General features: G+C 73.6%; 25 protein-coding genes. 13 read left to right on the forward strand and 12 right to left on the reverse strand.

The annotated features are described in order from the left end of the window. Positions 1 to 183 precede the first annotated feature (183 nt). Positions 184 to 1,095 (forward strand): Gfo/Idh/MocA family protein, encoded by a 912-nt coding sequence (locus ACWEEU_RS14655; RefSeq protein ID WP_385746549.1) that lies wholly within the window; start codon positions 184 to 186, stop codon positions 1,093 to 1,095. On the opposite strand, the gene lnt is transcribed toward ACWEEU_RS14655, so the two are convergent. The 3 genes from lnt to ACWEEU_RS14670 all read right to left on the reverse strand — a co-directional run bounded on the left by lnt (position 1,013) and on the right by ACWEEU_RS14670 (position 4,806). Further along, positions 1,013 to 2,599, reverse strand: coding sequence for an apolipoprotein N-acyltransferase (gene lnt, locus ACWEEU_RS14660; protein WP_451732200.1), 1,587 nt, complete (start codon positions 2,597 to 2,599; stop codon positions 1,013 to 1,015). The two genes, ACWEEU_RS14655 and lnt, sit on opposite strands and share 83 nt — an antisense overlap. Before the next feature lie 352 nt (positions 2,600 to 2,951). Beyond that, positions 2,952 to 3,830, reverse strand: coding sequence for an undecaprenyl-diphosphate phosphatase (locus ACWEEU_RS14665; protein WP_451732203.1), 879 nt, complete (start codon positions 3,828 to 3,830; stop codon positions 2,952 to 2,954). Positions 3,831 to 3,984: 154 nt separating this feature from the next. Continuing rightward, positions 3,985 to 4,806 carry a TVP38/TMEM64 family protein gene (locus ACWEEU_RS14670; RefSeq protein WP_451732206.1) on the reverse strand — a complete coding sequence of 274 codons (822 nt, stop codon included), beginning with the start codon at positions 4,804 to 4,806 and terminating at the stop codon, positions 3,985 to 3,987. 322 nt (positions 4,807 to 5,128) lie between these two features. Here ACWEEU_RS14670 and tuf point away from each other — a divergent pair, with 322 nt between their 5' ends. Both tuf and ACWEEU_RS14680 read left to right on the forward strand, forming a co-directional pair. After that, positions 5,129 to 6,298: an elongation factor Tu gene (tuf, locus tag ACWEEU_RS14675; RefSeq protein WP_451732209.1), complete on the forward strand. Its 1,170-nt coding sequence runs from the start codon at positions 5,129 to 5,131 to the stop codon at positions 6,296 to 6,298. 75 nt (positions 6,299 to 6,373) lie between these two features. After that, on the forward strand, positions 6,374 to 7,219 hold the full coding sequence (locus ACWEEU_RS14680) for a spermidine synthase (protein WP_385746559.1): 846 nt from the start codon (positions 6,374 to 6,376) through the stop codon (positions 7,217 to 7,219). A gap of 14 nt (positions 7,220 to 7,233) precedes the next feature. Here the strand turns inward: ACWEEU_RS14680 and ACWEEU_RS14685 are convergent, their stop codons facing one another. Continuing rightward, positions 7,234 to 8,535, reverse strand: coding sequence for an MFS transporter (locus ACWEEU_RS14685; protein ID WP_451732213.1), 1,302 nt, complete (start codon positions 8,533 to 8,535; stop codon positions 7,234 to 7,236). 90 nt (positions 8,536 to 8,625) lie between these two features. Further along, a complete protein-coding gene (locus tag ACWEEU_RS14690) occupies positions 8,626 to 9,612 on the reverse strand; it encodes a hypothetical protein (protein WP_451732216.1) in 987 nt (328 codons plus the stop codon). A 74-nt stretch (positions 9,613 to 9,686) separates the two neighbouring features. On the opposite strand from ACWEEU_RS14690, the gene ACWEEU_RS14695 reads away from it, so the two are divergent. Beyond that, on the forward strand, positions 9,687 to 10,139 hold the full coding sequence (locus ACWEEU_RS14695; protein ID WP_199582289.1) for a DUF4442 domain-containing protein: 453 nt from the start codon (positions 9,687 to 9,689) through the stop codon (positions 10,137 to 10,139). 237 nt (positions 10,140 to 10,376) lie between these two features. After that, positions 10,377 to 11,030 (forward strand): DedA family protein, encoded by a 654-nt coding sequence (locus tag ACWEEU_RS14700; protein WP_451732219.1) that lies wholly within the window; start codon positions 10,377 to 10,379, stop codon positions 11,028 to 11,030. 35 nt (positions 11,031 to 11,065) lie between these two features. Here the strand turns inward: ACWEEU_RS14700 and ACWEEU_RS14705 are convergent, their stop codons facing one another. Then, positions 11,066 to 11,593, reverse strand: coding sequence for a gamma carbonic anhydrase family protein (locus ACWEEU_RS14705; protein WP_451732222.1), 528 nt, complete (start codon positions 11,591 to 11,593; stop codon positions 11,066 to 11,068). 174 nt (positions 11,594 to 11,767) lie between these two features. Here ACWEEU_RS14705 and ACWEEU_RS14710 point away from each other — a divergent pair, with 174 nt between their 5' ends. From ACWEEU_RS14710 to ACWEEU_RS14720, 3 genes are all read left to right on the forward strand, one after another. Then, the gene (locus ACWEEU_RS14710) at positions 11,768 to 12,532 is read left to right on the forward strand and encodes an acyltransferase (protein ID WP_451732225.1); all 765 of its coding nucleotides are present in this window, start codon (positions 11,768 to 11,770) and stop codon (positions 12,530 to 12,532) included. Between the two features lie 144 nt (positions 12,533 to 12,676). Beyond that, positions 12,677 to 13,249 (forward strand): helix-turn-helix domain-containing protein, encoded by a 573-nt coding sequence (locus tag ACWEEU_RS14715; RefSeq protein ID WP_385739919.1) that lies wholly within the window; start codon positions 12,677 to 12,679, stop codon positions 13,247 to 13,249. Between the two features lie 32 nt (positions 13,250 to 13,281). After that, positions 13,282 to 13,839, forward strand: a complete 558-nt coding sequence (locus tag ACWEEU_RS14720) for a YbaK/EbsC family protein (RefSeq protein ID WP_451732229.1) — start codon at positions 13,282 to 13,284, stop codon at positions 13,837 to 13,839. On the opposite strand, the gene ACWEEU_RS14725 is transcribed toward ACWEEU_RS14720, so the two are convergent. Both ACWEEU_RS14725 and ACWEEU_RS14730 read right to left on the reverse strand, forming a co-directional pair. Further along, entirely contained in the window at positions 13,832 to 14,851 is a 1,020-nt protein-coding gene (locus tag ACWEEU_RS14725; RefSeq protein ID WP_451732232.1) for a cation diffusion facilitator family transporter, read from the reverse strand. The genes ACWEEU_RS14720 and ACWEEU_RS14725 overlap by 8 nt on opposite strands. Before the next feature lie 147 nt (positions 14,852 to 14,998). Continuing rightward, entirely contained in the window at positions 14,999 to 15,409 is a 411-nt protein-coding gene (locus ACWEEU_RS14730; protein ID WP_385739910.1) for a CoA-binding protein, read from the reverse strand. 166 nt (positions 15,410 to 15,575) lie between these two features. On the opposite strand from ACWEEU_RS14730, the gene ACWEEU_RS14735 reads away from it, so the two are divergent. Together ACWEEU_RS14735 and ACWEEU_RS14740 are read left to right on the forward strand one after the other, a co-directional pair. Then, positions 15,576 to 16,316 (forward strand): hypothetical protein, encoded by a 741-nt coding sequence (locus ACWEEU_RS14735; RefSeq protein WP_385739907.1) that lies wholly within the window; start codon positions 15,576 to 15,578, stop codon positions 16,314 to 16,316. Next, positions 16,313 to 16,846, forward strand: coding sequence for a SixA phosphatase family protein (locus tag ACWEEU_RS14740; RefSeq protein ID WP_451732237.1), 534 nt, complete (start codon positions 16,313 to 16,315; stop codon positions 16,844 to 16,846). The genes ACWEEU_RS14735 and ACWEEU_RS14740 overlap by 4 nt, the downstream gene beginning before the upstream one ends. 6 nt (positions 16,847 to 16,852) lie before the next feature. Here ACWEEU_RS14740 and ACWEEU_RS14745 read toward each other — a convergent pair whose 3' ends face one another. After that, positions 16,853 to 18,835: an APC family permease gene (locus ACWEEU_RS14745; RefSeq protein WP_385739902.1), complete on the reverse strand. Its 1,983-nt coding sequence runs from the start codon at positions 18,833 to 18,835 to the stop codon at positions 16,853 to 16,855. A gap of 124 nt (positions 18,836 to 18,959) precedes the next feature. Here ACWEEU_RS14745 and ACWEEU_RS14750 point away from each other — a divergent pair, with 124 nt between their 5' ends. From ACWEEU_RS14750 to ACWEEU_RS14760, 3 genes are all read left to right on the forward strand, one after another. Further along, complete coding sequence (locus ACWEEU_RS14750) at positions 18,960 to 19,586, forward strand: YigZ family protein (protein WP_385739899.1); 627 nt, start codon at positions 18,960 to 18,962, stop codon at positions 19,584 to 19,586. A gap of 134 nt (positions 19,587 to 19,720) precedes the next feature. After that, the gene (locus tag ACWEEU_RS14755) at positions 19,721 to 20,884 is read left to right on the forward strand and encodes an exonuclease SbcCD subunit D (RefSeq protein WP_385739896.1); all 1,164 of its coding nucleotides are present in this window, start codon (positions 19,721 to 19,723) and stop codon (positions 20,882 to 20,884) included. After that, the gene (locus tag ACWEEU_RS14760) at positions 20,881 to 23,871 is read left to right on the forward strand and encodes an AAA family ATPase (protein WP_451732241.1); all 2,991 of its coding nucleotides are present in this window, start codon (positions 20,881 to 20,883) and stop codon (positions 23,869 to 23,871) included. The genes ACWEEU_RS14755 and ACWEEU_RS14760 overlap by 4 nt, the downstream gene beginning before the upstream one ends. Before the next feature lie 30 nt (positions 23,872 to 23,901). On the opposite strand, the gene ACWEEU_RS14765 is transcribed toward ACWEEU_RS14760, so the two are convergent. Genes ACWEEU_RS14765 through ACWEEU_RS14775 form a run of 3 tightly spaced genes read right to left on the reverse strand, consistent with a single transcriptional unit; the run spans position 23,902 to position 26,794 of the window. Further along, positions 23,902 to 25,131, reverse strand: a complete 1,230-nt coding sequence (locus ACWEEU_RS14765; protein ID WP_451732244.1) for a cytochrome P450 — start codon at positions 25,129 to 25,131, stop codon at positions 23,902 to 23,904. A 21-nt stretch (positions 25,132 to 25,152) separates the two neighbouring features. Beyond that, positions 25,153 to 26,544, reverse strand: coding sequence for an NAD(P)/FAD-dependent oxidoreductase (locus ACWEEU_RS14770; RefSeq protein ID WP_451732247.1), 1,392 nt, complete (start codon positions 26,542 to 26,544; stop codon positions 25,153 to 25,155). Then, the gene (locus tag ACWEEU_RS14775; RefSeq protein ID WP_385739885.1) at positions 26,534 to 26,794 is read right to left on the reverse strand and encodes a ferredoxin; all 261 of its coding nucleotides are present in this window, start codon (positions 26,792 to 26,794) and stop codon (positions 26,534 to 26,536) included. Before ACWEEU_RS14775 ends, ACWEEU_RS14770 begins: the two co-directional genes overlap by 11 nt. Positions 26,795 to 26,960 lie beyond the last annotated feature (166 nt).

The raw sequence follows: 26,960 nt of genomic DNA on the forward strand, positions 1-26,960 counted from the left end.
GCAGGAGGCGCGCGGTCCGGGGCGCCGGGTGGTCTCACGAGCGAGTTCGTCGGACAACGCGGTCGCCGCCGCCTCCAAGGCGGTGCCGACGCCGCTGCTGCGCGGCTTCGACACCGTCGCGAGCCGGCGGCCGCCGTATCCTTCCGCAGAGGAACACACGGAGTACCGCCACTAGGAGAGCATGTGAAGGTCGGCTGCATCGGACTCGGGGACATCGCGCGGAAGGCGTACCTTCCCGTGCTCGGCACACTGCCCGGGGTCGACCTCCACCTCCAGACCCGCACCCCCGCCACCCTGACGGCCGTGGCGGACTCGCTGCACCTGCCCGAGGAGCGCCGGCACGGGAGCCTCGACTCCCTTCTGGACGCGGGTCTCGACGCCGCCTTCGTGCACGCGCCCACCGCCGTGCACCCCGAGATCGTCACCCGGCTCCTCGAAGCGGGCGTCCCCACCTACGTGGACAAGCCGCTCGCCTACGAACTCGCGGACGCCGAAAGGCTGGTGGCGCTCGCGGAGGAGCGGGGCGTCTCCCTGTTCGTCGGCTTCAACCGCCGTTACGCCCCCGCGTACGCGCAAGTCCTGGAGCACCCGCGCGAGCTGATCATCCTTCAGAAGAACCGGGTCGGGCTGCCCGAGGAGCCCCGCTCGATGGTCCTGGACGACTTCATCCACGTCGTCGACACCCTGCGCTTCCTGGTGCCGGGCGCGGTCGACGACATCACCGTGCGCTCCCGCTCCGTGGACGGGCTGCTGCACCACGTCGTGCTCCAGCTCGCCGGGGACGGCTTCACCGCGCTCGGCGTCATGAACCGCCTCAGCGGTTCCGCCGAGGAGGTCCTGGAGGTCTCCGGGCAGGACACCAAGCGCCAGGTCGTCAACCTCGCCGAGGTCGTCGACCACAAGGGCCAGCCCACCCTGCGGCGGCGCGGCGACTGGGTGCCGGTCTCCCGGCAGCGCGGCATCGAGCAGGCGGTGCTCACCTTCCTCGACGCCGTCCGCGCGGGCCAGTTGCTCAGCGCCCGGGACGCGCTGGCCACCCACGAGCTGTGCGAGCGGGTCGTACGAGCGGTTCAGCACCCGTCCGGCGCGGCCTGAGCGTCCGTACGCCCTCCACCGCGCCCAGCGAGGCCAGCACCAGGAGCGCGCCGCGCACCGCCCAGTCGCCATGGCGGACGTACGGGGTGACGCCGTGCGCGAGCGGGACCTCGTAGACGCGGGCGGTGTCCGCGTTCGTGCCGAGCCAGGGGCCGACGCGCCGGCCGTCCGGGCCGTAGACGGCGCTCACCCCGGTCAGGGTGGCGTGCACCATCGGACGGCCGGTCTCGGCGGCGCGCAGCGCGGCCAGCGAGGCGTGCTGCGCAGGGGCCCAGCTTCCCTGGAAGGACGAGGTGGAGGACTGGCCGAGCAGCACGCCCGCGCCGTCGTCCGCGAGGTGGCGGCTCATGTCCGGGAACGCGGTCTCGAAGCACACCAGCGGGCCGATCCGCAGCCCGTGCCCGGCGTCCATCACGACCTGCCCGGTGCCCCGGTGCCGGTCCTCGCCCGCGGCCTTGCCGACCGAGGTGGCCCAGCCGAACAGGGAACGGGCCGGTATGTACTCACCGAAGGGGACCAGCCGCATCTTGTCGTACCGCTCGCCGGTCGGGCCGTGCGGTCCTATGAGCACGGAGCTTTTGTACACGCCGGGGCGGTCGGAGCGGCGGGCGTCCACGTTCACCACTACGTCGGCGCCGGTGAGCCGGGACAGCGCGGCCAGTCGGCGGGCGAGGTCCGGGCGGGCGGCGAGATCGTGACCGACGCTGCTCTCGCCCCACACCACCAGGTCCACGTTCTGCCCGGCCAGGCGTCGGGTCAGCCGCTCCTCCCGGTCGAAACGGTCGTCCACGCTGCGCGGGCCGTCCACCACACCGGGCTGTACGACGGCGATGCGTGCCGTCCCCTCCGTCGCGGGACGCGGCGCCCACACCCACGCGGCCGAGGTCGCGGCGGCGGTGGCCAGCAGCGAGGCGGCGGCGGGCAGCCGGGCCGCTCGCATCGCGATCAGCGCGGCGACCGCCACGTTCACGGCCACCACCAGCCAGCTCAGCAGCCAGACCCCGCCCACGGAGGCGAGCAGCAGCGCGGGCTCCACGTCCCACTGACTCGCGCCGAGCATCCCCCACGGACCGCCGAGCCCCTGCCAGGACCTGACCAGCTCCACCGCCAGCCACGCCGACGGCAGCACGGCCATCGCCGCCGCGCACCGCCCCGGCGACGGCGTCCCGCCCAGCAACCTGCGCACGAGCCATCCCCACGGTGCCCACAGCGCACCGAGCAGCGCGGCGATCAGGAAGATGAACACGTGCAGGCTCGGCAACAGCCAGTTGTGCACCGCGAGCAGAAACCCGAACCCGCCGCACCATCCGTCGTACGCCGCCCTGCGCGCACTCGGCGCGGACCGGGCCAGCAGGATCCACGGCACCAGACCCACATACGCCAGCCACCACCACGCGGGTCCAGGAAACGCCGGCACGGGCAGCGCCCCCGCGACCACGGCGACCCCGGAGCGCCGCCACGGCCCCGCGACCCACCACCCGACATCCCGCGCACCGCTGCTCATCCGGAGTCTCCCCACTCCTCGGGTCTGCTTCCAGTGTGCGACGCGGGGGGCGATCCAGGACAGGGGCGGGGGTTGGTCGCCGGGTGCCGCCCCCTCGCGCGAGGGCGCTGACCACCGTCGGGAACCCGAGCGGCACTTTCCTGTCGCCGACGCACGCGGGGTCGCCGGCGAAGCGTTCGGCGTTGCCAGCCCGGCGTACGGTCGCCTCCGCATGCGGCGCTGCGCCGCAGCGGGTGGCAGCCGGGGGATCGGGGCGGCTGCGGCGTGACGGCTGGCGGAGGAAGGCGCGATCGACGCCGGCTTCACCGCCTGAGGCGCGCACTCGGGGCGAGGCGCAGGGGACCCGCCCAGGTCAGCCCGCCGACTCCGCCGCGTGGGGGCTCAGTACGCCCATGCTCACCAGCACGATGATCACGATGCCCAGGGCGATGCGGTACCAGACGAACGGCATGAAGCTCTTGTTGGAGATCCACTTCATGAACCAGGCGATCACCGCGTACCCCGAGCCGAACGCGATCGCCGTGGCGAACAGCGTCGGCCCCCACGACACGTCCCCGCTCTCGCCCAGTGAGTGCTTCACCTCGAAGACGCCGGAGGCGAGGACCGCGGGGATGGCGAGGAGGAAGGAGTAGCGGGCGGCGGCTTCGCGGCGGTAGCCCATGAAGAGGCCGCCGCTGATGGTGGCGCCGGAGCGGGAGACGCCGGGGATGAGGGCGCAGGCCTGGCAGAGGCCGAAGACCAGGCCGTCGCGGACGCTCAGGTTCTCGAGGGTCTTGCGCTGCTTGGGGGTGCGGTGACGGGCGCCGGACTCGTCGCGGGCCGCGAGCCGGTCGGCGATGCCTATCAGGACGCCGACGACGATCAGCATCGTCGCCGTGACCCGCAGATCACGGAACGGCCCCTCGATCTGGTCCTTCAGCGTCACCCCGAGCACACCGATCGGGATCGAGCCGACGATCACCAGCCAGCCCATCCGCGCGTCGTGCGAGCCCCGCGCCGCCTTGTCGAACAGCGAGCGGAACCACGCCGTCACGATCCGCCCGATGTCCTTGCGGAAGTAGATCAGCACCGCCGCCTCCGTACCGATCTGCGTGATCGCCGTGAAGGCCGCGCCGGGGTCCTTCCAGCCCGAGAAGGCCGCGGTCAGCCGCAGGTGGGCGCTGGAGGACACGGGCAGGAACTCGGTGAGCCCCTGGACGAGTCCGAGGACGAGGGATTCGAACCAAGACATGGCGGCGGGAGGTCCAAGCGCTCGGAAAGACAGGCGTGATCATGTGACGGGGGCAGCGTAGCGGGCCCCGATGGCAAAGTAATCATCGGGGGTTGGTCATGGGATGGTTATCCGGGGTGCCTGGTCGTCTGGGATCAAGTAGAGCGACTCGGCCTCAACTGGCGTTCAGATGATGCCTCTTGCGCCACGCCACCCATGTTCCCGCCAGCGCCGGTACGGCGATGCATGCCATCGCGATCAGGAAGGCCGGCGAGGTCGGCGCGGAGGCGCGGGCGCCCGCGACGGCGTACGCAGCCGTGTTCGGGACCGAGCCCAGCGCGGTGGCCAGCAGGAAGGGCGTGAGGCGCATCCGGGAGACGGCGGCGCAGTAGTTCGCCGCCCAGAACGGCACGCCCGGGAAGAGCCGCGCCGCCAGCATCGAGCGGAACCCGTGCCGGCTCAACTGCCCGTCCGCCGCCCGCAGCCAGCGCCCCCGCAGCAGGGGGCGCAGCGCGTCCTGTCCCAGCGCCCGGCCCAGTACGAAGGCCAGCCCCGCGCCGAACACCGTCCCCGCGAGCGCCGAGGTCAGCCCCAGCGGGGAGCCGAACAGCGCGCCCGCGGCCAGGTTCAGCAGGGGGCGCGGTACGAACGCCACCGTGCACAGGCCGTACCCCGCCGCGAACAGCGTGGCCGCCGCCAAACCGCCGATACCCGGCGGCAGTTGCCGGGTGAGCAGGTGCTGCGGCGCGAAGGCCAGCACGCATCCGGCGCCGCCCGCGAGCAGGAGCAGCAGCAGCGACAGGCGGCCGTACGGGGACAGCAGGACGGCGACTCCGCGCGCGGCGAATCCCCGGCGAGCGAACGCCGGTCGGGACACGACGAGCGCCGACTCGGGGACGGCGGGCGCCGATTCGGGGACGGCGGGCGCCGGTTCGGTGACAGTGGCCGGGGGAGTGGCCATGGCGGTGCCCCCAGAGCGGTTGGTGGCAGCGGGCATCCGGTGACCCTAACCGACGCGGGTGTGTGATCGGTGTACGGACGGCAGCCGTTGGGTTCGCCCCGCCCGCGGAAAACCGTTCGACGTGGGGCGACGCGTCCGCAATGATCTGCGTCATGTTCCGGTACGCCTTCCTCCTCGCAGCATCCGCGGTCGCGGATGCACCGAAGGCTGCCGTCCCGTTCCTCGTGGCCGCTGTCGACGGCGCCCGAAGCTGACCCTCTCCGGATCGTCCGGCGGACCCCGCAGGGGGAGGGTCGGAGAGTCACCGGGGTCCGGCGCGTTTCCGCGTGATCACGCACCACCACCACGAGGACTTCCCATGCCCAAGACGGCATACGTGCGCACCAAGCCGCACCTCAACATCGGCACCATGGGGCACGTCGACCACGGCAAGACCACCCTGACCGCCGCCATCACCAAGGTGCTGGCCGAGCGCGGCACCGGCACCTTCGTGCCGTTCGACCGCATCGACCGCGCCCCGGAGGAGGCCGCGCGCGGCATCACCATCAACATCGCGCACGTCGAGTACGAGACCGACACCCGGCACTACGCCCACGTGGACATGCCGGGCCACGCGGACTACGTCAAGAACATGGTCACCGGCGCCGCCCAGCTCGACGGCGCGATCCTCGTCGTCTCCGCGCTCGACGGGATCATGCCGCAGACCGCCGAGCACGTGCTGCTCGCCCGGCAGGTGGGCGTCGACCACATCGTGGTCGCGCTCAACAAGGCGGACGCGGGCGACGAGGAGCTGACCGACCTGGTCGAGCTGGAGGTCCGCGAGCTGCTCACCACGCAGGGGTACGCGGGCGACGCCGTACCGGTCGTACGCGTCTCCGGGCTCAAGGCGCTGGAGGGCGAACCCCGTTGGACGGCCTCCATCGAGGCGCTGCTCGACGCGGTGGACACGTACGTGCCCATCCCGGAGCGGTATCTGGACGCCCCGTTCCTGCTGCCTGTGGAGAACGTGCTCACCATCACCGGTCGCGGCACCGTCGTCACGGGTGCCGTCGAGCGCGGGACCGTGCGGGTCGGCGACCGGGTGGAGGTGCTCGGCGCGGAGGTGGAGAGCGTCGTCACCGGTCTGGAGACCTTCGGCAAGCCGATGGAGGAGGCGCAGGCCGGGGACAACGTGGCCCTGCTGCTGCGCGGGGTGCCCCGGGACGCGGTGCGCCGCGGGCACGTCGTGGCGGCGCCGGGCAGCGTGACGCCCGGGCGGCGGTTCACGGCCCGGGTGTACGTCCTCTCGGCGCGCGAGGGCGGCCGTACGACCCCGGTCGCGAGCGGGTACCGCCCGCAGTTCTACATCCGCACCGCCGACGTGGTCGGGGACGTCGACCTGGGCGAGACGGCGGTCGCGCGGCCCGGTGACACGGTGGAGATGACCGTGGAACTGGGCCGCGAGGTCCCGCTGGAGCCGGGGCTCGGCTTCGCCGTCCGCGAGGGCGGACGGACGGTCGGCGCCGGGACGGTGACCTCGGTGGAGTGAGCGTGCGGGGCGCGGGGACGGCGGCCCGTCCCCGCGCCCTGCGCGTGTGGCTTCGGTCGGGGGGAGAATGGTCCCGTGACCGAAGCCATACCCGTGACCAGGACCGTCGACCACGGCACCGCCAAGCTGATGCCCGACGTGGACCGGGAGCGGGCCTGGCTGCTCACGGTGGACGGAGCGCCCCAGTCGTACGTCGACCTGGACGACCCCGCGCATCTGGAGTTCGAGTACGCGCGACGCCTCGGGCACGCACTCGACGTGGCCGGCGAGGACGGCCGCCCGCTGGACGTGCTCCACCTGGGCGGCGGCGCGCTCACCCTGCCGCGGTACGTCTCCGTCACCCGTCCCGGCTCCCGGCAGCACGTGGTGGAGGCCGACCGGGGCCTGGCGGAACTGGTCGCCGAGCACCTTCCGCTGCCGCACGACTCGGGCATCACCGTCCACACCGCCGACGCCCGCACCTGGCTGGAGGGCGCCCCGGACGACAGCGCGGACATCCTGGTCGCGGACGTCTTCGGCGGCTCCCGCGTCCCCGCCCACCTCACCTCCCTCGGCTACGCGGCCGAGGCCGAGCGGGTGCTGCGCCCCGGCGGCGTCTATCTCGCGAACCTCGCGGACGGCACCCCCTTCACCTTCCTCCGCTCCCAACTGGCCACTTTCGGCGCCCTGTTCGAGGAGCTGGCGCTCATCGCGGAACCGGGTGTCCTGCGCGGCCGCCGCTTCGGCAACGCCGTACTCCTCGCCTCGCACCGCCCCCTGGACCTGACCGCCCTGGCCCGCCGTACGGCTGCCGACGTCTTCCCGGCCCGCGTCGAACACGGCCCCGCGCTGCGGAAGTTCACCGCCGGCGCGCGCCCGGTCCGAGACGGCGAGGCCGTACCCTCGCCCGAGCCTCCGGACGGGGCTTTCGGCATCGGGTGAGCCGGGCGGCTCCCTCAGAGGTCGACCACCGTCGTCCGCGCCGGGCGTCGGGTCAGGGTGCGGACCTCCGGGATCAGCAGGACCAGGGCCGTGACGAGGACGACCAGGGCCGAGCTGCCCCAGAGGGCTGTGGTGAGGCCGACGGCCGATTCGGCGGGACCCGCCAGCGCGGTGGCCAGGGGCATCAGCGCGACCGAGCCGAACCAGTCGTAGGCGGAGACGCGGGAGAGTTTGTCCTCGGGGATCTCCTGGTGGAGGGCGGTCATCCAGGAGACGCCGAACACCTCGACCGTGGCGCCGGCGAAGAACATGACGGCGTAGAGGGCCTCCACCGGGACCGGGACGGCCAGGGCTGCGGAGGGGAGGGCGAGGGGGAAGACGCAGAGGGTGCCGGTGAAGAGCAGGCGGCGGGGTTTCCAGCGGGTCATCAGGAGGGCGCCCACCGCCGTGCCCGCGCCGAAGGCGCCGAGGGCGAGGCCCCAGGGGGCCGCGCCGCCCAGGCTGTCGCGGGCGACGAGCGGGCCGTAGACGGCGTCGGCCGCGCCGACCACCGCGTTGGCCAGGGAGAACTGCGCGACCACGCCCCACAGCCACGGCCGGCCGACGAACTCCCGCCAGCCCTCCCGGAGATCGGCCAGCAGACCGCCGCCCTCCGCGCGCGCCGGGACATGGCTCACGTCGAGGAACGCGCGCAGCGACCCGGCGACCGCGAAGGCCGCCGCGTCCAGCGCGAGCACCCAGCCGGGGCCGACCGCGGCGACGAGCGCGCCGCCGAGTGCGGCACCGCCGAGCGCCGCGCCCTGCGTGGCCATGCGGAACAGCGCGAACGCCCGCCCCGCGTGCTCGCCCTCCACCGAGGACATCAGCATCCCCTCGGCGGCCGGGCTGAAGAACGCCTGCCCCGTGCCGCCGAGCGCGGTGAGCAGCATCATCTGCCACAACCGTGCCTCGCCGGTCAGGACGAGCAGCGCGAACGCGCCCTGGGAGAGGAAGTTGAGGGCGTTGGCGGCGACCATCACCCGGTGCCGGGGCACCCGGTCCGCTATGGCGCCGCCCACCAGCAGGAACACCACCAGTGGCAGGGTGCGCGAGGCGGCGACCAGACCGACGTCCGAGCTGTCGCCGCCCGCGTCGAGGACCGCGAACGCGGCCGCGATGACCGAGCCGTTGGCGCCGAGCGCGGTGACGACGGCGGCCCCGGTCAGCAGTCGGTAGTTGCGACCCGTACGGGACTGCCCCGAGCCGGACCCCGATGCCGGGTGCCCGACGGCAAGGCGGTCGGCGGGTTCGGCGGCGGGGTCAGGTCGGGAAGTCACCCGGTGACTATCACCCCTGGCCGTCGCACCTGCCAAGCGAGTTACCCGCCACCCGGGTCCCGCCACCGCCCCGCGGCGTGAGTGCCCCGCTCAGCCTCCCGTCGGCTGCCCGTGCAACCGCACCGAGCTGAGGATCTTCATGATCGTCGCGGTGTCGACCTCGCCCTTGACGCCCTTGGCGCCGTAGAGGTCGAACGACACGATGTCGTCCGCCGCGTTCTTGAACGCGAACGAGACCGCCCGGCCGTCGCTCGCGCACTTGCCCTTCTGCGGGGTGTTGCTCGACCTGGCCCAGGCGTAGTCGCCCTCGACGCCCGACCTGGTGACGTAGTGCTTGGCCTTCTTGTCGAAGGTGATGCTCTTCTTGTCCGGCTGGGTGTAGCCGCCGTAGATGTACCAGGGCACGCGCGCGACCGCCGCCTGGGCCGTGCTCTTCGCGCCGTTCTCGCCTCGGGTGCCCGCGACCGCCAGCGAGGTGTCGTCGCTGTGGCCGTCCCGGTCGCTGTCCGAGGTGCACCACTTGGACTTGTAGACCGCCGGGGCGGACACGGAGGTGATCAGCTTGTCGTCGTCGGCGCGGTCCTCCATGAAGTAGGAGGTGTCCACCGACTCGAGCTGCCAGTCCTGCGGCACGTCGAAGGCGGTGCCGAACTTCGGGTTGACGACGGCCTTCCAGCCCGCGATCACCGGCTTGACGGCGCTGTCGTCCCCGCGCGGGTTGTCGTCCGGCGTGGACGCGCTCGTGGACGGCGCCGTCGTGGTCGGTGCCGCGGTCTTCCGGCCGCTCTTGCCGTCGTGGGCCTCGTCCTTGCTCGAATTGCCGAGGACCAGAAAGCCGGTCACGGCCGCCGCGACGACCACGGCGGTGGCCGCGACGATCGCGACGACCTTGGTCCGGTTCCCGCCGCCCTTCGGCGGCTGGGGCGCACCCCACTGCTGCTGCCCGTAGGGGCTGCCCTGCGGGTACTGCTGGTAGCCGGGCTGCTGATACGGATTCGGCTGCTGGTAACCCGGCTGCTGGTACGGGTTCTGCTGCGGGTTCTGCGCGCCCCCTGGCGGCTGCTCTCCTGGCCACATGGCCAGCAACCCTAATGCGCCATGGACATGATTCGGACTGGTCAGGTTCGCTACTGGTCGGTAACATCACGGGCATGACAGTTGAGAGCGCCTCCATGGGCGACATGCTGGCCGCCGCGGTGCCGATGGTGCGGACCCTGAACCTGGAGTTCATCGAGGTCACTCCCGAGCGCGCGGTGCTCCGGCTGCCGGACCAGGCCGAGTACCACAACCACCTCGGCGGACCGCACGCCGGCGCCATGTTCACGCTGGCCGAGTCCGCGAGCGGCGCCATCGTGCTGACCGCCTTCGGGGAGCAGCTCTCGCGCGCGGTGCCGCTCGCGGTGCGCGCCGAGATCGACTACAAGAAGCTGGCCCTCGGTGCGGTCACCGCCACCGCCACCCTGGGCCGCCCGGCGGCCGAGGTCGTCGCGGACCTCGACGCGGGCAAGCGCCCGGAGTTCCCGGTGGCCATCACCATCGAGCGCGAGGACGGCTCCGTCTCCGGCGAGATGACGGTCGTGTGGACCCTGCGGCCGAACGGCTGACGGGCCGGGGGATATCGGGGGACCCGAGGGGATCTCGGGGGCGCGGGCCCCGCGGGCACGCGCCCCCGAGTCGCGCAACGCGCCCCTATGGCCCGGGCCGCGCCCCCGAGTGGCAGGTCACGCCCCCGAGCGGGTGGAGGCGGGCCGTCCGCCGTTCCCGACCGGGTAGCCTTCCCGGAGGGCCCCTGAAGCAGGCGCGGCCCCGCGATCAGGGACAGCGACTGGGAGGAACCGGCGGTGCACGTCCAGGAATGGCTCGACTCGGTGCCCCCGCTCGCCGTCTACGCCGTGGTGGCCCTGGTGATCGGCCTGGAGAGCCTGGGCATCCCGCTGCCCGGCGAGATCGTCCTGGTCTCGGCCGCGCTCATGTCCTCGACCCACTCCGGCATCGACCCGTTCGTGCTCGGCGCGTGCGCCACGGCCGGCGCCGTCATCGGTGACTCCATCGGCTACGCGATCGGCCGCAAGGGCGGTCGCCCCCTGCTGGCCTGGCTCGCCAGGAAACTGCCGAAACACTTCAGCGAGGCCCATGTGGCCACCGCCGAGCGGTCCTTCGAGAAGTGGGGCATGTGGGCCGTCTTCTTCGGCCGCTTCGTCGCCCTGCTGCGCATCTTCGCCGGCCCCCTCGCCGGCGTGCTCCAGATGCCCTACTGGAAGTTCCTGATCGCCAACGTCCTCGGCGGCATCGTCTGGGCGGGCGGCACCACCGCCGTCGTCCACTACGTCGGCATCGTCGCCGAGGACTGGCTCAAGCGCTTCTCGTACGTGGGTCTCGCGGTGGCCCTCGCCCTCGGCATCGGCTCCCTGCTGATCGTCAGGCGCCGGGCGAAGCGGAACGAGGCCGCCGCCGAGCAGACCCCGGAGGCCGAGCCGGTGGGCGCGGGGGACTGACCCCGGCGCGCCCAGCCGCCGTACGACCCCGTGCCTCACTCGTGCACGGCACGGTGCGTCTTCGCCAGCTCCGCGTACAGCGTGCCGTTGAGCGTGACGCCCTGACGCTCCTCCTCCGAGAGCTCCCGGCGGACCTTCGCGGGCACCCCCGCCACCAGCGAGCCCGGCGGCACGAGCATCCCCTGCGGGACCAGCGCCTGGGCCGCCACCAGGGAACCCGCGCCGATCACCGCGCCGTTCAGCACCGTCGCGCCCATGCCGATCAGACAGTCGTCCTCGACGGTCGCCCCGTGCACGACGGCGTTGTGCCCGATGGAGACACGCTCCCCGACCGTCAGCGGGAAACCGGGGTCGGCGTGCAGGGTGACGTTGTCCTGGACGTTGGCGTCCGTCCCGACGGCGATCCGCTCCGCGTCACCGCGCACCACCGCGCCGTACCAGACGCTCGCCCCCGCGCTCAGCGTGACGTCACCGATCACCGAGGCCGTGGGGGCCACGAAGGCATCCGGGTCGATCGTCGGCTCCCTGCCGCCGATGCCCACGATCAAGGGCTGGTGCGTCATCCGGTCCACCGTCTCTTCTTCGAGTCGTCGAGGTCGCGCAGCCTGCGCGTCGGCGAGGTCGCGTACCCGCGCACGCTAGTGCATGGCCCTCCCGCCGCAGGGCCCCGTCGTATGGGGTGAAGATCACAGCGGTACTGCGCCGCACCGGAGGCGACCGGTGAGTAACGTGAGCGCGTGCCGAAGACCGCGAACACCTTCTCTTCCTGGCGGAAGGGCCTCGCTCAGCGGGCCGTCCACGCGGTCTGGGAGTGGGCGCGGCGCACCGGCTCCGTCAGCGCCGAGCACCCCGGCCGCCTCCGCTTCGGCGCGATCGGCGAGGGCACCCGGCTGGCCTTCCCGCTCGGCACGGTCTTCGGGGAGCCCTGGATCAGGCTCGGCGCCTACTGCATCATCGCCGAGCAGGTCACCCTCACCGCCGGACTCATGCCCGACCTCGACCTCGGACCCGAGCCGATCCTGACCATCGGGGACGGCGTGGTCCTCGGCCGAGGCAGCCACGTCATCGCGGACACCTCCGTCACCATCGGGCGCGACTGCTACTTCGGTCCGTACGTCTACGTCACCTCCACCAACCACTCCTACGACGACCCGCACGAGCCCATCGGCCGGCAGTGGCCCCGGATGGAGCCGGTGGAGATCGGGCCCGGCTGCTGGATCGGCACCAACGCGGTGATCCTGCCGGGCGCCCGGATCGGCCGGAACGTGGTCGTCGCCGCCGGCGCGGTGGTGCGCGGCACGGTCCCCGACCACGCCGTGGTCGCGGGCGCCCCCGCCCGGGTCGTGCGCCGCTGGACCCCGGAAGAGGGCTGGCAGCCCCCGCTGCGCACCCCCGCGCCCGTGCCGCCCCCGGACGGGTCGACCCCGGCGCAGTTCCGGGCGCTGGCCGCGCTGGACGAGGAGCAGATCGAGCAGTTGGCCCGGCTGGACGCCGAGGGCTGACCCCTTCTCCGGTGCCCAGCGTCGAATCCCGCTGCTGCGCGCGGCCCGCCCGCAGTACAGTGCGGTGTACGACGGGGTGCAGCGCAGCGGTCCCCGCGCCCCTCCCGCGAACCCGATGGCCCCGATGGACTCGATGGACGTGATGTGTCGGACCTCGACCTGCTGACCCAGTCCCTGGCGCGCAACGTCAGACGCTGGCGTACCGAGCGCGGCTTCACCCTGGACACCCTTGCCGCCCGCGCCGGGGTCAGCCGGGGCATGCTGATCCAGATCGAACAGGCCCGCACCAACCCCAGCATCGGCACGGTCGTCAAGATCGGGGACGCGCTCGGCGTGAGCGTGCCCACCCTGCTCGACTACGAGCGCGGGCCACGCGTCCGGGTCGTCCCCGCCGAGCAGGCGGTGCGCCTGTGGCACACGGACGCGGGCAGCTACAGCAGGCTGCTCACCGGCACCGAGGCGCCGGGACCGCTGGAGCTGTGGGACTGGCGGCTGATGCCGGGCGAGAGCAGCCCCTCCGACCCGCACCCCGCCGGCACCGTCGAACTGGTCCACGTCACCTCCGGCGAGCTGACCCTCACCGTGGACGGCACACCCCACCGCGTACCGGCCGGGGCGAGCGCCACCTTCGAGGCCAACATCCCGCACACGTACGGCAACGAGGGCGACGTCCCCATGGAGATGGTCATGACCGTCTCCGTGCCGCCGGTGCGCTGAACCAGTCGGACCAGGGCTGTTAGCGTGCCGTCATGCGCGCCCCCATCGGAGACTTCGACACCGCCCTCCCGGCGCCGGACGCCCTCGACCGGCTGACCGCGCCCGTCGCCGCCGCCCTGCGCGACTGGAAGGGCAAGACCCCGGCCGACCGGATCGTCTACGTGGACACCGACCCGCGCTGGGCGGACACCGCCGTCTTCGTGGAGCACTACGGCGCCGAGCTGCTGGAGCGGTCGGCCAACTGCGTGGTGGTCGCGGGCAAGCGGGGCGGGGAGACCACGCTCGCCGCCTGCCTGGTGCTCTCCACCACCAAGGCCGACGTCAACGGCGTGGTGCGCCGCCAACTGGGCGCGCGCAAGGCGTCGTTCGCCCCGATGGACACGGCGACCGGCGAGACCGGCATGGAGTACGGCGGCATCACCCCCATCGGACTGCCGGAGAACTGGCCGCTGTTGGTGGACTCCGCCGTCGTGGAGCTGCCGTACGTGCTCGTCGGCAGCGGGCGGAGGCAGGGCAAACTCCTCGTGCCCGGCGAGGTGTTCGCGGAACTGCCCGGTGCCGTGGTGATCGAGGGCCTCGGCCTCAGCTGAGCCGTACCGGAACGTGGTGGGCGAGTGGCAGATGCGGGTCGCTCTCGCCCGGCACCGGCGCCGGATCGGCGTGCACCAGGGCGGCGGTGAGCCCGGGTACGGCGTGCAGCAGAGCGTGTTCGGCGGCCACGGCGACCGCGTGGGCCTCGCGCGCGGTGGCCTCGCCGTCCACCAGGACCGCGAGTTCGGCGCGCAGCCGGTGTCCGATCCAGCGCATCCGCAGCTCGCCCACCCCGCGCACGCCCGGCACCTCCCGGACCGCCCGCTCGGCCCGGTCCACCAGCTCCGGATCGACCGCGTCCAGCATCCGCCGCAGCACCTCGCGTGCCGCGTCCCGCAGGACGAGCGCGATGGCCGCCGTGATGGCGAGCCCGACCAGCGGGTCCGCCGCGCTCCAGCCGAGCGCCGAGCCTCCGGCGCCGAGCAGAACGGCCAGGGACGCGAAGCCGTCGGTGCGGGCGTGCAGCCCGTCCGCCACCAGCGCGGCCGAGCCGATCTCCCGGCCCACCCGGACCCGGTACCGGGCCACCCACTCGTTGCCCAGGAAACCGACGAAGGCGGCGCCCGCCACGGCGGGCAGGTGCTCCACCGGGCGCGGCGAGAACAGCCGGTCCACCGCCGCCCAGGCGGTGAACACGGCGGAGGCGGCGATGGTCAGCACGATCACGAGCCCGGCCAGGTCCTCGGCCCGCCCGTAGCCGTAGGTGAAACGCCGGGTCGCCGCCCTGCGCCCGAGCAGGAACGCGATGCCGAGCGGCACCGCCGTCAGCGCGTCCGCCGCGTTGTGCACGCTGTCCCCGAGCAGCGCCACCGACCCCGACACGGCCACCACCACCGCCTGCGCCAGCGCGGTCGCCCCCAGCACGGCCAGCGACACCCACAGCGCCCGCAGCCCGCGCGCCGAGGACTCCAGCGCGGAGTCGGTCCGGTCGGCGGTGGCGTGCGAGTGCGGGGTGAGGAGATGGGCGAGCCGGTGCGGCGGGCCCGTGTGACGGGAGTGACGGTGGCTCACATCGGTCCCCTTCCGCCGGGCGGCGCCTGGACGCGCCACGCCCACAGGGACATTGTGGACGCGAACACCCAAACATGCACCTGTCACCTGCGCATGGTGCGCAGGCGCGAGATCCGCGCCGGACCGCGGGTCCCGCGCCGGACCGCCTCAGAGACCCAGCCGGGGGATCTCGATCGCCGGGCACGCGTCCATGACCATGCGCAGCCCCGCCGCCCGCGTCCGCTCGTACGCCCCCTCGTCCACGACCCCGAGCTGGAACCACACCGCCCGCGCGCCCTTGGCCACCGCCTCGTCCGCGACCGCGCCGGCCAGCTCGCCGTTGACGAACACGTCCACCACGTCCACCTCGAAGGGGATGTCCGCGAGCGAGGCGTACCCCCGCTCGCCGTGCACCGTCTCGGCCTTCGGGTGCACCGGCACGACCCGCTTGCCGAACCGCTGGAGCACCTGCGCCACGCCGTACGCGGCCCGGTTCCGGTTGCCGGACAGGCCGACCACCGCCCAGGTGTCGCCCAGCTCGGTCAGGATGCTGCGGATCGTCGCCTCGTCGCCGTACACGGCGGCCTCCTCGGTTCTCGGGGGAACGGTGCCGTGGGCTCGAACAACACCCCGCGCGCGCCGATTCCCCCGCCATGGACACGATGAGACCGCTCATCGGATAACGACGTGGTCCAAATCGGCGCAAGGTGCTGCGTTCGGGCGTTCGCCCGCCTACGCTCGCTGCGTGCTGCGCATCCTCGACGCCCGGACCGGCGAGCCCGTCACCCCCACCCCCGCCCGCCGCGGGCTGACCCGTGTCGAGGCCCATGTGCCCGGCCTGGACCTGACGGCGCTACGGGTCCTGCTCGCCGCCGACCTCCTCGTGCGCGCCCTGGAACTGGCGGGCACCCCGCTGTGGACCCTGCTCAGCGCGCCCCGCGAACAGGCCGAGCTGCGCGCCGCCGGGACCACCCTCGGCATCCGCCCCTTCGAGGACAGCCGCGACCTGGCCTCGGGGCTGGGCGAGGCGCAGACCGTGCACGTCCTCAGACAGGACACGCCCGCCCCCGGCACCGGTCCGGTGCTCGCGGTGGCCCCCGTGGAGTGGGCGGAGTCCGACCAGGAGCCGCTCGCCGAGCTCCTCGACCACCCGGGTGCTCTCCGCCTCGCCCTGCTCTCCGTCCCGCGCACCGCACCGGTCCGCCTGGACCGCGCGACGCTGGAGGAGGCCGTGCGGACCGTCGCCGGGTGGCGCGCGGACGTGGCCGGCTGGGCCCGCCGGCCCTCGCGGCCGGTGCCGGACGAGGTACGCACCCGGCTGCGCGCCGCCTGGGAGGACGACCTCGACCTGCCCGGGGTGCTGACCGTGCTGCGCGAGGTCGCCGAGGCGCCCGGAGTCTCCGACGGCGCTCGTTTCGAGACGTACATGTACGCCGACCGCCTTCTCGCCCTCGACCTCGCGAGCGGCCTGGGCGGCACCGCGTGAGCGGACCGGCGCGCCGACTGGTCGTGCTGCGGCACGCCAAGTCCGCCTGGCCGGACGGCGTCCCGGACCACGACCGCCCGCTCGGCCCGCGCGGTCTGCGGGACGCCCCCGCCGTCGGACGGTCGCTCGACCCGCCGGGTCTCGCCCTGTGCTCCACCGCCGTACGCGCCCGCCGCACCTGGGAGCTGGCCGCCGCCGAGTGGGCCGCGGCGCCCCCGGTGCGCTACGACCGGCGGATCTACGAGGCGCCCCCGGCCCGGCTCCTGGAGGTGGTGCGCGAGACCCCGCCCGAGGTGCGGACGCTGCTGCTGATCGGGCACAGCCCCGGACTCGAGGGCCTGATCGAGAGGCTCGCGGGGGAGGCGGCCGGGGACACCCTGGAGCGGGTGCGGGCCAAGTTCCCCACCGCGGCCGTCGCGGTGCTGGACTGGGAGGGGCCCGACTGGACGGTGCTCGCCCCCGGCGCGGCGCGGCTGACCTCGGTCACGGTGCCGCGCGGGGAGAAGGCGGCACGCGGGGAGAAGCCGTAGCCCGGTTCAGCCCACGTGCACCCAGGGCCTGCGCTCCGGGTCCGGCTCCGCGCGGCGCAGGACCTCGCGGGTGACCGGGGCCGTCTCGCCGCTGCCGAAGACCAGGAAGCGGACGAGATGGCTGACCGGGTTGCCCTCGGTCCAGTTGAAGTAGACGTGCGGAGGCTTGCCGGTGCGGTCGCGCAGGGCGAGCAGCACGGCCGCGATGGTGTTGGGCACCGTGGGGCCGTCCGCGCGCAGCCGTCGTACCCCGTGCTTCTCGTCGCCGTGCACGGTGATCTCGGCGGTGAAGTCGGAGGAGTCGCGCACGAACACCTCCAGGAAGATCACGTCGGCGCCCTTGGGCAGCCGGGTGTGCTCGCGCTGCTCCTGCTCCTTGGCGCGGTAGGCGCGTCTGCTGTGCTCGTCCGGCTCGTTGGCGATGATCTGGAGCGGGCCGTGCTCGGCGGCGGCGTCGACGATGCGCAGCGCGGCCTCGTCGAAGACCACGTCGGTGGCGCGCAGTTCGAAGGCGCGGTGCACGCGCGAGCCGAAGGACGTGAGCATGATCGCCACGATGAAGATGGACGCGATCTTGATGCCGTCGGGCCGCTCGATCACGTTGAGGACCAGGGTGTAGAGGAACACGGCGGTGATCAGCCCGAAGCCGATCGTGGCGGCCCGGTGCCGTCGGCGGTGGACGGCGACCGCGGAGGCGAAGGCCGCGGAGAGCATCAGGACCAGCACGCCGGTGGCGTAGGCACCGCTCTGCGCGTCCACGCTCGCGTGGAACCAGAGGGTGATCAGCACGGCCGCGACCAGGAAGACCAGCACCAGCGGGCGTACGGCCCGGGTCCACTCGGGGGCCATGCCGTAGCGGGGGAGATAGCGCGGGACGAGGTTGAGCAGGCCCGCCATGGCGGAGGCGCCCGCGAACCACAGGATGGTGATGGTGGAGAGGTCGTAGACGGTGCCGAAGATCCCGCCCAGGTAGCGGTGGGCGAGATAGGCGAGGGCGCGGCCGTTGGCGGGGCCACCGGACTTGAAGTCCTGCTGCGGGATGAGGATCGTCGTCGCCAGGCTGGACAGGAGCAGCAGGCAGCTCATGATCAGCGCGGCGGTGGTCAGCAGTCTGCGGGCGCCCCGGATGCGTCCCGCCGGGTTCTCCCAGGTGTCCGTGGGAGCGCCCTTGATCTGCGGCATCACCGCCACGCCCGTCTCGAAGCCGGACATGCCGAGCGCGAGTTTGGGGAAGACCAGCAGGGCGACGCCGACCATGGCGAGCGGGGAGGAGTGCGCGGTGGTCATCGCGTGCGTCCAGTCGGAGATCCGCACCGGGCGGCTGAGGACCTCGTAGGCGCAGGTCGCGAGCACCACCACGTTGAGCGTGAGATAGGTGGCCACCAGGGCGACCGCGATGCCGATGGCCTCCTTGAAGCCCTTGAGGAAGACCGCGCCGAGCAGACCGATCAGCACGAGCGTGATCCAGGTGTTGGTGCCCTCGATCCAGTGCGGGGCGAACGGGTTCTCCAGCACGTGCGCGGCCGCGTCCGCCGAGGACAGCGTGATCGTGATCATGAAGTCGGTCGCCGCGAACCCCAGCAGCACCAGGACCAGGAGCTTCCCGGACCACCAGGACAGCAGCCGCTCCAGCATGGCGATGGACCCCTCGCCGTGCGGGCTCTCGTGCGCGACCCGGCGGTAGACCGGCAGCGCGCCGAACAGGGTCAGCGCGATCAGTACGAGGGTGGCCAGCGGGGAGAGCGTTCCGGCGGCGAGGGCGGCGATGCCGGGCTGGTAGCCGAGCGTGGAGAAGTAGTCGACGCCGGTCAGGCACATCACCCGCCACCACGGGTGACCCTCCTGCTCGGGGTGCGGGGTGCGGTGCGGCCCCGGATGCCGGGCGGTCTGCTCGCTCAGGCCCTCCAGGAGCCAGGCCCGGCTCCGGGAGAGCACGCCGTGCCGCCCGGATGCGCCGGTGGCGTCGGGGTGCACGGGGACGCGGGTCATACGGTGCTGCCTCCTCGTACGGCGCCCGGTGCCCCGGCCGCCTGATCGCTCGGCGCGTATGCCCCGCATCCTCACCCGTATACCGGGGCACGGGCCAGCGCGGCGCTCCGCATAGGCTGGCGGGATGCAGGACGAGTACCGCACAGTCGCCCGCGCGGGCACGCACGAGACCGAGATCAACCGTTCCCGCTTCCTGTGCGCGCTCGCCCCGGCCGCCACCGAGCGCGAGGCGCAGGAGTTCGTGGCGGCCGTCCGCAGGGAGCACGCGGACGCCACGCACAACTGCTGGGCGTACGTCGTCGGCGCCGACGCCTCCGTGCAGAAGGCCAGTGACGACGGCGAGCCGGGCGGCACCGCCGGGCTGCCCATGCTCCAGATGCTGCTGCGCCGCGACATGCGGTACGTCGTCGCCGTCGTCACCCGCTACTACGGCGGCGTGAAGCTCGGCGCGGGCGGTCTGATCCGGGCCTACGGCGGAGCGGTCGGCGAGGCCCTCGACGCGGTCGGCACCCGTACCCGGCGCCGCTACCGGCTCGCCACGGTGACCGTCGACCACCAGCGCGCGGGCAAGATGCAGAACGATCTGCGCTCCACCGGGCGTGAGGTGCGTGACGTGCGTTACGGCGAGGCTGTCGCCATCGAGATCGCGCTCCCGGACGCCGACGTGGCCGCCTTCCGGGGCTGGCTCGCGGACGCGACGGCGGGGTCGGCCGCCTTCGAACTGGGCGGCGAAGCGTACGGCGACGTCTGAGACGGGGAACGCCCGAGGAAGCGGCTTGCCATCCCCGGTAATTGGGGCGAAACGGGCATAACGGTCAAGTGTGGGGCGGGTGGTGCGCAAGCGGCGGAGCCCGTTGTCGGACCCTCCCGTTAGTCTCGGGAATCATGAGACTCCTGCACACCTCCGACTGGCATCTCGGCCGGTCCTTCCATCGGGTGAACATGCTCGGTGCGCAGGCCGAGTTCATCGGCCACCTCGTCGACGCCGTGCGCGCGCACGCCGTGGACGCCGTGGTCGTGTCGGGGGACGTGTACGACCGCGCGGTGCCGCCGCTCGCCGCCGTCGAGCTGTTCGACGACGCCCTGCACCGCCTCGCCGACCTCGGCGTGCCGACCGTGATGATCTCCGGCAACCACGACTCCGCCCGCCGTCTCGGCGTCGGCGCCGGACTCATCGACCGCGCGGGCATCCACCTGCGCACCGAACCCTCCGCCGCGGGCACCCCGGTCGTCCTGTCCGACGCCCACGGCGAGGTCGCCTTCTACGGCCTGCCCTACCTCGAACCCGCCCTCGTCAAGGACGAGTTCGGGGTGGCCAAGGCGGGTCACGAGGCCGTGCTCGCCGCCGCCATGGACCGGGTCCGCGCCGACCTCGCCGGCCGCCCGCCCGGCACCCGCTCCGTCGTCCTCGCCCACGCCTTCGTCACCGGCGGCCAGGCCAGCGACAGCGAGCGGGACATCACCGTCGGGGGAGTGGCCGCCGTACCCGCCGGGGTCTTCGACGGCGTCGACTACGTCGCCCTCGGCCATCTGCACGGCTGCCAGACCCTCACCGAGCGCGTGCGCTACTCCGGCTCCCCGCTCGCCTACTCCTTCTCCGAGGCCGACCACCGCAAGAGCATGTGGCTGGTCGACCTCGGTGCCGGCGGCTCGGTCGCCGCCGAACGTCTCGACTGCCCGGCGCCGCGCCCGCTCGCCCGTATCCGGGGGACCCTGGAGGAGCTGCTGGCCGACCCGCGCCTGGACCGCCACGAGAACGCCTGGGTCGAGGCCACCCTCACCGACGCGATCCGCCCCGCCGACCCCATGGCCCGGATCGCCGCCCGCTTCCCGCACACCCTGAGTCTCGTCTTCGCGCCCGAGCGCGCCCCCGACGACCCCGCCGTCTCCTACGCCCGCCGCCTCGCGGGACGCGACGACCAGCAGATCGCCGAGGACTTCGTCGCCCATGTGCGCGGCGCCGGACCCGACCCGCGCGAGGCGGCCGTCCTGCGCGACGCCTTCGACGCCGTACGCGCCGACGACACCGTGCGGGAGGTGGCCCGGTGAGGCTGCACCGACTCGACATCACCGCGTTCGGCCCCTTCGGCGCCACCCAGAGCGTCGACTTCGACGCCCTCTCCGCCGCCGGACTCTTCCTGCTGCACGGCCCGACCGGCGCCGGAAAGACCTCCGTCCTGGACGCCGTCTGCTACGCCCTCTACGGCTCCGTCCCCGGCGCCCGGCAAGGCGGCCAGGGCACCCATCTGCGCAGCGACCACGCCGAGCCGGGCACGCGCACCGAGGTCCGCCTCGACCTCACCGTCTCCGGACGCCGGCTGGAGATCACCCGGCAGCCCCCGTGGGAGCGGCCCAAGAAGCGCGGCACCGGCACCACCCTCGACAAGGCCCAGACCTGGCTGCGCGAGTACGACGCCGGCCGCGGCGCCTGGAAGGACCTCAGCCGCTCCCACCAGGAGATCGGCGAGGAGATCACCCAGCTCCTCGGCATGAGCCGCGAGCAGTTCTGCCAGGTGGTCCTGCTGCCCCAGGGCGACTTCGCCCGCTTCCTGCGCGCCGACGCCGAGGCACGCGGCAAACTGCTCGGGCGCCTCTTCGACACCCGGCGCTTCGCGGAGGTGGAGAAGCGGCTCGCGGAACGCAGGAGGGCCACCGAGGCACGGGTGCGCGAGGCCGACACCGCGCTCCTCGCGGACGCCCACCGGATGCAGCAGGCCGCGGGCGACGCCATGGAGCTGCCCGACCTCGCCCCCGGCGACCCCGGCCTTGCGGGAGCGGTCCTCGCCGCCGCCGCCGTCGCACGCAGCACCGCCCGCGAACGACTCACCGTCGCCCACTGCAGACTGGCCGCCGCCGAGTCCGGCCACACCGAGGCTCAGCGGGAACTGAGCGAGGCGCGTGAACTCGCCCGCGCACAGGCCCGGTTCACCGAGGCCCGGCAGCGGGCCGCACGGTTGGAGGAGCGCTCCGGCGACCACCGTGCGGCTCAGGAACGCATGGAGCGCGGACGCAAGGCCGAGACCGTCGCCCCCGCCCTCGACCTGCGCCGAGAGGCCGAGACCGCCCACCTGCGGGCGACCCACGCCGAGGAGCAGGCCCGGCGGCCGCTGCCCGGGGAGCACAGCGGCGCCGACGCGACCGGTCTCGCGGCAGCCGCCCGCCGCGCCGCCGGGGAACTGGGCGGACTCGACGCCGCCCGGCGCGCCGAGGGACGGCTCGGTCAGCTTCTCGCCGAGCGCGCCGGACTCGACCGCCAGGAGCGCGAGGACGAGCACGCCCTGCGCGAGGCGGATGCCTGGCTCAGCGGGTGGGAGAGCCTGCGCGACGGGCTCCAGGCGCGGATCGACGCCGCCGGGGAGGCCGCCGTGCGGGCCGAGCAGCTCGGGGCGCGGCGTGAGCCCGCCCGGCGACGGCTGGACGCGGCGCGGCGGCGGGACACGCTGACCGGGGAGGTGGACGCCGCTCGTCACAGTGCGCTGGAATCGGGCCGGCGCGCGGGCGACCTGCGCACACGCTGGCTCGACCTCAGGGAACAGCGCCTGAACGGCATCGCCGCCGAACTCGCCGCCCACCTCACCGAGGGCGAGCCCTGTGCCGTCTGCGGGGCGACCGAACACCCGGCTCCGGCGCGCAAGGACGCCGGGCACGTGGACCGCGAGGCCGAACAGCGTGCCTTCAAGGCGCATCAGCAGGCCGAGGAGGAGCACGCCCGGGACGAGCGCCGCACGGTGGAACTCCGGGCGGCGCTGGACACGGCCACGGTCGAGGCCGGTGACGCCTCCGTCGACCGTCTCGCTGCCGAACGTGACCAGTTGGAAGGCGAGTTCGAGCAGGCACGCCGCGACGCCGCCGCGCTGCACGCCGCCCAGGAGGAGCTGCGCCAGGCCGAGCGGGAACGCGAACAGCGCCTGGAGGCCCGTCAGAGCGCCGCCGTGCGCACCGCCTCCCGGGTCGCCCGGCGCGAGACCCTGGAGCGCGAACAGACCGATCTGGAGGAGGAGTTGGCCCGAGCGCGCGGGGGAGCCGCCAGCGTCGCCGACCGGGCCGCCCAACTGGAGCGCCGCGCAGCCCTGCTGACCACCGCCGCCGACGCCGCCCGCGCCGCCGACGAGGCCGCCACGCGCCTGAAGGAAGCCGACGCCCGCCTGGCCGACGCCGCCTACCGCGCGGGCTTCGACACCCCGGCCGACGCTGCCGCCGCCCTGCTCGACCCCGCCGCCCACCGCGAACTCCAGCACCGCCTGGACGCCTGGCACTCGGAGGAAGCCGCCGTACGCGTCGCACTCGCCGAGCCCGAGACGGCGCGGGCCGCCCAGCAGCCGCCCGCCGACACCGCCGCCGCCGAACAGCGCGCCGCCGGGGCGGAACGCCGGATGCGCGAGGCCGTCTCCGCACGCGACGCGGCCCAGCGGGCCGCCGCCGAGCTGGACCGTCTCTCCGCCCGCGCCGAGGACGGCGCCCGCCGTCTCGCCCCGCTGCGCGCGGAGTACGACCGGGTGGCCCGGCTCGCCGGCCTCACCGCGGGCACCTCCGCCGACAACGAGCGCAAGATGCGCCTGGAGTCGTACGTCCTCGCCGCCCGCCTGGAGCAGGTGGCCGCCGCCGCGACCGCCCGGCTGCGCATGATGTCCTCGGGGCGCTACACCCTCGTCCACTCCGACGACCGCAGCGGACGCGGGCGCAGCGGGCTCGGGCTGCACGTCGTGGACGCCTGGACCGGCCGAGAGCGGGACACCGCGACCCTGTCCGGCGGCGAGACCTTCTTCGCCTCCCTCGCCCTCGCCCTCGGCCTGGCGGACGTGGTCACCGACGAGGCGGGCGGGGTCCGCCTGGACACCCTGTTCATCGACGAGGGCTTCGGCAGCCTCGACGACCAGACCCTGGACGAGGTCCTGGACGTCCTCGACTCCCTGCGTGAACGCGACCGCAGCGTCGGCATCGTGAGCCACGTGGGCGACCTGCGCCGCCGCATCCACGCCCAACTCGAGGTCGAGAAGAACAGATCGGGGTCCACGCTGCGGCTGCGGGGCGTGTGAGGGCCCGGTTCCTCGAAGGCGTACGCAGGCTCAGGGCCGTACGCCCTCGAAGGCGACGGGCAGATGGCGCGGCCCGCGCAGCACCGCGTTGGGCCGGTACGGCGGCGGGTCCTCCACCAGCCGGGGCTCCACCAGGCGCCGGGCCAGCTCGGCCAGCGCGATCTGGGTCTCCAGGCGGGCCAGCGGGGCGCCGAAGCAGCTGTGGATGCCGCTGCCGAAGCCCAGGTGCTGGAGGTCCGCGCGGTCCGGGTCGAAGCGGTCGGGGTCCTTGAAGCGCTCGGGGTCGCGGTTGCCCGCCGCCAGCATCAGCCAGATCCGGGAGCCCGCCGGGATCGTCACCCCGCGCACCTCGATGTCGGTGATACAGGTGCGCTGGGGCACGAGCTGCACGGGCGGCTCGTAGCGCAGCAGCTCCTCCACGATGTTGGCGGCGAGGCCGGGGTCCTCGCGCAGCCGGTGCAGGTACTCGGGGTGGCGCAGCAGGGTCAACGTGCCGTTGGTGATCAGGTTGACCGTGGTCTCGTGGCCCGCGATCAGCAGCAGCACGGCGGTGCTGAGAATCTCCATCATCGTCATGGAGCCGTCCGGTCCCTTGCCCGCGGCCAGGTCGGACAGCATGTCGTCGCCCGGTTCCTTGGACCGCTGCTCCACCAGCCCGGCCAGATACATCCCGAGCTGCGTCCGTGCCTCCTGCACGTTCTTCACGAACTCCGGGTCCGACTGCCGGGTGTCCGGGTCCAGGCCGGCCACGATCGGGTCGACCCACGCCCGGAAACGCGGCTCTTCCTCGCGCGGCACCCCGAGCAGCCGGCAGATCACCGTCACCGGGAACGGATAGGCGAACTGGTCCACCAGGTCGACCTCCCGGGCGTCCCCGAATCCGTCGATCAACTCGCTCACGATCCCGTGCAGTTCGGGCCGCATGTCGTCGACGCGGCGCGGCTTGTGCGGCGGCCCGAAGGCACTGTTGGCGATGCGCCGCAGCCGGTCGTGCTCCGGCGGGTCCAGGCGGATGAAGGAGGGCGGCAGGCCGGTGTTCTCCCCCAGCTCGTCCGCCCCCGCCTCCGTCAGATTGGTCGCGTCCGAGCTGATCCGGGGATCGTGCAGCAGGCTCTCGATGTCCCAGTACGAGCTGATGACATAGGGGTCGCCCTCCTCCTCGTGCAGCACCGGGGTGCGGCGCAGCTCGGCGTAGAGGGGGTACGGGTTCGCGCGGTTGGCGAAGTCGGTGATCTGGCGCACCAGCGAGGCTCGCGTCATGACAGGTCCTTGGGCGTGCGGTCAGTGGTGGCCGGGGGTGAAGACCAGACGGCGGTCGGCCGGGGAGTAGCCGCTGAGAGTGACGGTCGGGGCGTGGGTCGGCAGCGAGGGGTCGGGGAAGTCGGAGGCCACCGCCCGCCGCCCCTCGGGGCGCCTGTCCATCGTCGGATAGTCGGCCGGGAAGGGGGCGCCCTGCTCGATCTGCCGCTGGTAGTACTCCAGCCAGCGCGCGTTGTCGAAGGTCACGGCGGCCACGATCCGTCCCTTGTAGCCGTAGACACCGACGAACCGGCGCTCCGCCGTCGAACCCTGGGTGATCATCAGCTCGTCGCCCATGGGCGGCACGCCCACCGACTTGATGTTCACCCCGAACTGCGAGGACCAGAAGGCGGGCATCCACAGGTGGGGGCGCCGGTCGTACGGCTGGCAGATCATGTTGTGCGCGGCCGTCTCCGCCTGCGCGACCGCGTTGCCCCAGTGCTCCAGGGACAGGAACTGATAGCCGAACATCGGATGCGGGGAGCGCGCCACGTCACCGGCCACGAACACGTCGTCGGTGACGATGCCCCGGAAGTCGAAGGCACGGCAGCCCGCGTCGCTCGCGATGCCGCGCGGTCCCGCGCCGAGCCCGGACCCGGTCAGCCACTCGGTGTTGCGCTGCGAGCCCAGCGAGACGACCACGACGTCGGCCTCGACCACGCTCTCGTCCGACAGATGCACCGCCCGGACCCGGCCCATCGGGTCGCCCTCCAGGGCGGTCACCGTGACATGGGTGCGCAGGTCCACGCCGTTCTCCTCGTGGAGCTCCGCGGCGACGGCACCGATCACCCCGCCGAGCGCGCCCACGAGCGGCGCGCCCGCCCGTTCGCAGACGGTCACTTCCAGGCCCATCTCCCGGCAGGCCGAGGCGACTTCGGACCCGGCGAACCCCGCGCCGATCACCACGACCCGCCGCGCCCCGGCGCGCAGCCGGTTGCACAGCCCCGTCGCGTCGTCCCGCGTGCGCAGCACGAACACGCCGCCCAGCTCGGCCTCCTCCTCCTTGGGCCAGGGCCGGGCGCGCACACCGGTCGCGATGAGCAGCCGGTCGTACTCGACCTCCTCGCCGTCGGCGAGGAGCACCCGCTTGCCGGTCAGGTCGAGCCCGGACGCCGGGACACCGAGCCGCCACTCCGCGTCCACGTCCCGGCGCCGGGGCAGCTCGGTGTGCTGCGGAGACGCCTTGCCGAGCAGCACCGACTTCGACAGCGGCGGCCGGTCGTAGGGCTCGTACGGCTCGTCGCCGATCAGGGTCAGCGCGCCGGTGAAGCCCTCCGCGCGCAGCGTCTCGGCCGCGCGCAGCCCGGCCAGCGAGGCGCCGACGATCACGATGCGGCCCTCGCGGCGCAGCCAGTCCACGTAGTCAGCGGCCATCGGACAGCTCCCAGGGGGCTCCTACGGCCAGCGGCTCGTCATGGGCGGCGGCGCCCTCGTAGACGCCCTCGACGGTGATCGCCTTGACCGGACAGGCGGCGGCCGCCCGGGCGACCGCGTCGCGCTCCTCGTCGGCGGCGCGCGGGTCGTAGAGCAGCGCCTCGTCGCCGTGCATGGTGAAGACGTCGGGGGCCAGGAACGCGCACTGGGCGTATCCCTGGCACTTGTTGAGATCGACGACGATTCTCATCGACGCTCCGCTCTCTTCCGGTGGCCAGGTCCGGTGGGCCCGCCCCCTTGCACGGCGCGCGGTCCGGACGGCGGTCGTCCCCCGCCCGCCAGCATGGAAGCCACGCGTACCCGCCCGCGCGCCGGGAGCCGCCGAACGGGTGAGGTCGCCCTCCGGGCGGCGACGG

The organism is Streptomyces sp. NPDC005004 (assembly GCF_053600675.1).

Coding starts and splice junctions, on each gene's coding strand:
- lnt (WP_451732200.1), bottom strand. CDS start 2,599: ATGAGCAGCGGTGCGCGGGATGTCGGGTGGTGGGTCGCGGGGCCGTGG.
- ACWEEU_RS14665 (WP_451732203.1), bottom strand. CDS start 3,830: ATGTCTTGGTTCGAATCCCTCGTCCTCGGACTCGTCCAGGGGCTCACC.
- ACWEEU_RS14670 (WP_451732206.1), bottom strand. CDS start 4,806: ATGCCCGCTGCCACCAACCGCTCTGGGGGCACCGCCATGGCCACTCCC.
- tuf (WP_451732209.1), top strand. CDS start 5,129: ATGCCCAAGACGGCATACGTGCGCACCAAGCCGCACCTCAACATCGGC.
- ACWEEU_RS14690 (WP_451732216.1), bottom strand. CDS start 9,612: ATGTGGCCAGGAGAGCAGCCGCCAGGGGGCGCGCAGAACCCGCAGCAG.
- ACWEEU_RS14695 (WP_199582289.1), top strand. CDS start 9,687: ATGACAGTTGAGAGCGCCTCCATGGGCGACATGCTGGCCGCCGCGGTG.
- ACWEEU_RS14705 (WP_451732222.1), bottom strand. CDS start 11,593: ATGACGCACCAGCCCTTGATCGTGGGCATCGGCGGCAGGGAGCCGACG.
- ACWEEU_RS14720 (WP_451732229.1), top strand. CDS start 13,282: ATGCGCGCCCCCATCGGAGACTTCGACACCGCCCTCCCGGCGCCGGAC.
- ACWEEU_RS14745 (WP_385739902.1), bottom strand. CDS start 18,835: ATGACCCGCGTCCCCGTGCACCCCGACGCCACCGGCGCATCCGGGCGG.
- ACWEEU_RS14750 (WP_385739899.1), top strand. CDS start 18,960: ATGCAGGACGAGTACCGCACAGTCGCCCGCGCGGGCACGCACGAGACC.
- ACWEEU_RS14755 (WP_385739896.1), top strand. CDS start 19,721: ATGAGACTCCTGCACACCTCCGACTGGCATCTCGGCCGGTCCTTCCAT.
- ACWEEU_RS14765 (WP_451732244.1), bottom strand. CDS start 25,131: ATGACGCGAGCCTCGCTGGTGCGCCAGATCACCGACTTCGCCAACCGC.
- ACWEEU_RS14770 (WP_451732247.1), bottom strand. CDS start 26,544: ATGGCCGCTGACTACGTGGACTGGCTGCGCCGCGAGGGCCGCATCGTG.
- ACWEEU_RS14775 (WP_385739885.1), bottom strand. CDS start 26,794: ATGAGAATCGTCGTCGATCTCAACAAGTGCCAGGGATACGCCCAGTGC.